The organism is Trinickia sp., from assembly GCF_051961175.1.
Lineage (GTDB): Bacteria > Pseudomonadota > Gammaproteobacteria > Burkholderiales > Burkholderiaceae > Trinickia.
The window spans coordinates 1-4,446 of record NZ_JBQCDN010000391.1; the positions used below are offsets into that span (position 1 = coordinate 1).

The 4,446-nt window shown below is 62.9% G+C and carries 4 protein-coding genes; 2 read left to right on the plus strand and 2 right to left on the minus strand.

The features are described from left to right. The first annotated feature begins 109 nt into the window (after positions 1-109). Both purF and ACTHL0_RS22285 read left to right on the plus strand, forming a co-directional pair. Complete coding sequence (gene purF, locus ACTHL0_RS22280) at positions 110-1,657, plus strand: amidophosphoribosyltransferase (protein WP_440569077.1); 1,548 nt, start codon at positions 110-112, stop codon at positions 1,655-1,657. Positions 1,658-1,967: 310 nt separating this feature from the next. Next, positions 1,968-3,158 carry an O-succinylhomoserine sulfhydrylase gene (locus tag ACTHL0_RS22285; protein WP_440569078.1) on the plus strand — a complete coding sequence of 397 codons (1,191 nt, stop codon included), beginning with the start codon at positions 1,968-1,970 and terminating at the stop codon, positions 3,156-3,158. Between the two features lie 9 nt (positions 3,159-3,167). Here ACTHL0_RS22285 and ACTHL0_RS22290 read toward each other — a convergent pair whose 3' ends face one another. Together ACTHL0_RS22290 and ACTHL0_RS22295 are read right to left on the minus strand one after the other, a co-directional pair. Next, on the minus strand, positions 3,168-4,001 hold the full coding sequence (locus ACTHL0_RS22290) for a helix-turn-helix domain-containing protein (protein WP_440569079.1): 834 nt from the start codon (positions 3,999-4,001) through the stop codon (positions 3,168-3,170). 48 nt (positions 4,002-4,049) lie between these two features. Further along, positions 4,050-4,391: an FKBP-type peptidyl-prolyl cis-trans isomerase gene (locus tag ACTHL0_RS22295; protein WP_440535776.1), complete on the minus strand. Its 342-nt coding sequence runs from the start codon at positions 4,389-4,391 to the stop codon at positions 4,050-4,052. Between the last annotated feature and the right edge of the window lie 55 nt (positions 4,392-4,446).

Consider the following 4,446-nt stretch of genomic DNA (forward strand, 5'->3'; position numbering starts at 1 on the left):
CGAGTTGAAGCCACTTCTACCCCCGGCGCTCGCCGCGTACATTCGCGTGTGACGCTTATGCCGGCCGCGCGGCCGGCGGCTCAGTTTTCGTATATTTGAAGGACCAGCCATGTGCGGCATCGTAGGCGTAGTCTCCCATTCCCCGGTCAATCAACTGATCTACGACAGCCTCTTGCTGTTGCAGCATCGTGGCCAGGATGCAGCCGGCATCGCGACGGCGAACGGCAGCACGTTCCACATGTACAAGGCCAACGGCATGGTGCGCGACGTGTTCCGCACGCGCAACATGCGCAGCTTGCCCGGCACCGCCGGCATTGGCCAGGTGCGTTACCCGACGGCCGGCTCGGCGTCGAGCGAAGAGGAAGCCCAGCCGTTCTACGTGAACGCGCCGTTCGGCATCATCCTCGCGCATAACGGCAATCTCACGAACTGGCAGCAGCTGAAAGACGAGATGTTCCGCATCGACCGTCGCCACGTGAACACGAACTCAGATACCGAGGTCTTGCTGAACGTGCTCGCGCACGAGATGCAATTGGCCAGTTCGGGGCTGCAGCTCGCGCCCGCCACGGTGTTCAAGGCGGTGGCAGGCGTGCATCGTCGCGTGCGCGGCTCGTATGCGATCGTTTCCCTGATCGCCGGCTATGGGCTGCTTGCGTTCCGCGATCCGTTCGGTATTCGTCCGCTGTGCATCGGCAAGCACGAGACCGAGCACGGCGTTGAGTGGATCGTCGCGTCGGAATCGGTGGCCGTTGAGGGCATCGGGTTTGAATTCGTGCGCGATGTGGCGCCCGGCGAAGCCATCTTTATCGACAACGACGGGCAGCTGCACAGCCAGCAGTGTTCGGATACGCCGAGCCTGAACCCCTGCATCTTCGAATACGTGTATCTCGCGCGTCCCGATTCGGTGCTCGATGGCGTGTCTGTGTACAACGTGCGTCTGCGCATGGGCGACTATCTCGCCGAGAAGATCAAGCGTGTGCTGCCCGGCGTGCCGATCGACGTCGTCATGCCGATTCCCGATTCGTCCCGTCCGGCAGCGATGCAGGTGGCGGCGAAGCTCGGTGTCGAATATCGGGAAGGGTTCTTCAAGAACCGTTACGTGGGCCGCACGTTCATCATGCCGGGCCAAGCGGTGCGCAAGAAATCGGTGCGTCAGAAGCTGAATGCGATGACGATCGAGTTCAAGGACAAGAACGTGCTGATCGTCGACGATTCGATCGTCCGCGGCACGACCTCGCACGAGATCGTGCAGATGGCGCGCGATGCGGGCGCCAAGAGCGTGATCTTCGCGTCGGCGGCCCCGCCCGTGAAATTTCCGAACGTCTATGGCATCGATATGCCGACGCGCAGCGAACTCGTGGCCTACGGCCGCTCGGACGAGGACGTCGCCAAGATCATCGGCGCGGATCATCTTGTCTATCAGGATGTCGACGCGCTCAAGCAAGCCGTCAACGACATCAACCCGGCGCTGTCGCACTTCGAGGCGTCGTGCTTCGATGGCGACTACATCACGGGCGACATCACCTCACAGTATCTCGATGCGATCGAGCGTGCGCGGCTGTCGCCGCAATCGCAATCGGAGCGCGATTCGGCTGGCGATGCGGTAGACGGCGCGGTGACGCGTTCGCAGCTGCATTTGCAGCTGTCGGTGGAGTAGCGGGTCGCGCGTAGACGCCATGCATTCGCGGCGTGGCGTCTGCCCTGTGAACGAGCAAGGAAGGCGCGCATGCGCTCGGGCAGGCGTGCTACCATGCGCTTCAGCGTCGATTTGAATTCAGCTTGCGGACGCGGGGCAACCCAAAACAGCTAAAGCGAGAGACGGCGGATACGCCGTCCGACGCCGAACCGGCCCCGCATACGAAGCCCGCTTTTGCCGACGCGAAGCGGGCTTTTTGCTGTCCGTCGTTTTTGCGGCGGCCAGACTTCGGAAACGGCGTTGAACGCCTCCGGCACAAGGCATCAGGACCATGAACGATTCTTTGAATTTCGATACGCTCGCCGTGCGCTCGGGTACGGTACGGACCGACTATAACGAGCATTCGGAAGCGCTCTTTCTGACATCGAGCTTTTGCTACACCAGCGCCGCCGAAGCGGCCGATCGTTTCAAGCATTCCGAGGACTATTACACGTACTCGCGCTTCTCGAATCCCACGGTCACGATGTTTCAGGACCGATTGGCCGCCCTCGCGGGCGGGGAGGCGTGCATAGCGACGGCATCGGGGATGAGTGCCATCTTGTCGGTGGTGATGGCGGCAACGCAGGCCGGCGATCACATCGTCAGCTCGCGTGCGCTGTTCGGCTCGACGCTCGGCATGTTCTCGCAGATCTTCACGCGCTTCGGCGTCACCACGACTTTTGTCGATGCGAACGATCTGGAGGCATGGCAGCAAGCGGTGCGGCCCGAGACGAAACTGTTCTTCGCCGAGACGCCTTCGAATCCGTTGACCGAGCTGTGCGATATCGAAGCGATCGGCAAGATCGCGAAAGAGGCAGGGGCATTGTTCGTCGTCGACAATTCGTTTTGCAGCCCGGCTGTGCAGCAACCGTTGAAGTGTGGCGCCGACGTCGTGATGCATTCGGCGACGAAGCTTATCGACGGGCAAGGCCGCGTCCTGGGCGGTGCGCTGGTGGGCTCGAGGGCGTTCATCACCGAGAAGGTGTTTCCGTTCGTGCGGACGGCGGGACCGACGTTGTCGGCGTTCAACGCGTGGGTGTTGTTGAAGGGGTTGGAAACGCTGTCACTGCGTGCCGAGCGGCATTCGGCGAGCGCGCTGGCTGTTGCGCGTTGGCTCGAATCCCATCCGGGTGTGAAGCGCGTTTATTACCCGGGGCTTGAATCGCATCCGCAGTACGAGATTGCACGACGCCAGCAGCGTTCGGGTGGGTCCGTGCTGGCGTTCGAGGTGGTGGGCGAGACGCAGGAAGAACAGCGCGCCAACGCTTGGCGTGTGATCGATGGGACCCGGCTGTGCTCGATTACGGCGAACCTTGGCGATACACGCACGACGATCACCCATCCGGCCACGACGACCCATAGCCGCATTACGCCTGAGGCGCGGGCTGCCACAGGGATTACCGAGGCGCTGCTTCGTGTCGCGATTGGGCTGGAGGATGCGGGGGATATTTGCGCGGATCTTGGGCGCGGGTTGGGAGGGTAGGCGCGATGCTCAATGCACCCGCATCGCTCGCCATTGTCCCGGCGCGAGCCCGAAGCGGCGGGTGAAGGCATGGGTGAACGCGCTTTGGTCGGCGAAGCCCACCGTCAGCGCGATTTCGGTCAACGTCAGGCGCGGATCGCACAGTAGCATGAGCGCCGTATCAAGACGCAGCCCCTGAAGATAACGGTGCGGCGTCGTGCCGAACGCCTCGTCGAACAGTTGGTGGAAACGGCGTTCGCCGAAGCCGCAGTGCACGGCGAGATCGGCTACCCGCAGCGGCTCAGATAGATGCGCGCGCAACCATTTGTCGATTCGCACGTAGTCGAGACCGGACGCCGGCGCTTCGACGCCCATGCTTTCGCCCAGCAAGACAGCCAAGCGTACCGCCGTATCCCAGGCGAAGCGGCGTGCCGAGTGTCCGGCACGCGTTACATCGTCCGCCCCTTCACCTTCGCCCGCTGCCGGCCGTTCGGCGCGCGCCGCCGCATCCCCGGCCGCACGCGCGGCATACCCGGCGGCTTCGTGTACAACCCGGGCAAGCGCGTCATTCATCGTCAACGGCACCGAGCGCGAGAATAATCGCTCCGGTAACGCCAGCGACGCACACGGCACATCGAGCACAAGCTGCCGGTTCTCGCCTATACCGACATATTCATGACGCGCACCGGCGGGAATCAGCCAGGCGTGGCGCGCGTCGATGCGATGGCCGACACCGTCTACGGCCATCTCCATCGCGCCGTCCACGCCGAGCACGATCTGATGGAACGGGTGCATGTCGCATGCGCTCACCGCGCCAAAGCGGCGCAGCGACAAGGCCGGCGAGGAAATCGCGTGCTCGTGCATCGTCATGCTGTGCTGGGCACCGTTGACCCATAACGGATCGAGCGGCGCTTACGCCTTCAGCAATTCGACTTCAAATACGAGCGTCGCATTCGGCGGAATCACGCCACCCGCGCCGCGCACGCCATAACCGAGCTGCGGCGGAATCGTCAGGCGCCGCACGCCGCCTTCCTTCATTCCCTGCACGCCTTCGTCCCAACCCTTGATGACCATGCCGCCACCCAGCACGAAGGCGAACGGATCGTTACGATCCTTGCTTGAGTCGAACTTCTGGCCATCGGTGAGCCAGCCCGTGTAGTGAACCGTGACCGTCCGTCCCGCCGCAGCCTCCGCACCCGTACCTTCAGTCAAATCCTCGTACTTCAGCCCCGATTCGGTTGTGACGATTGTCATGATTGTTACGCTCCGATTTCAGAAGAAAGCGTCATTGTAGGCGCTGCGCCCGTGC

What these genes read in the sequence shown, in the direction of transcription:
- purF (WP_440569077.1), top strand. Translation starts at nt 110, where the DNA reads ATGTGCGGCATCGTAGGCGTAGTCTCCCATTCCCCGGTCAATCAACTG.
- ACTHL0_RS22285 (WP_440569078.1), top strand. Translation starts at nt 1,968, where the DNA reads ATGAACGATTCTTTGAATTTCGATACGCTCGCCGTGCGCTCGGGTACG.
- ACTHL0_RS22290 (WP_440569079.1), bottom strand. Translation starts at nt 4,001, where the DNA reads ATGCACGAGCACGCGATTTCCTCGCCGGCCTTGTCGCTGCGCCGCTTT.
- ACTHL0_RS22295 (WP_440535776.1), bottom strand. Translation starts at nt 4,391, where the DNA reads ATGACAATCGTCACAACCGAATCGGGGCTGAAGTACGAGGATTTGACT.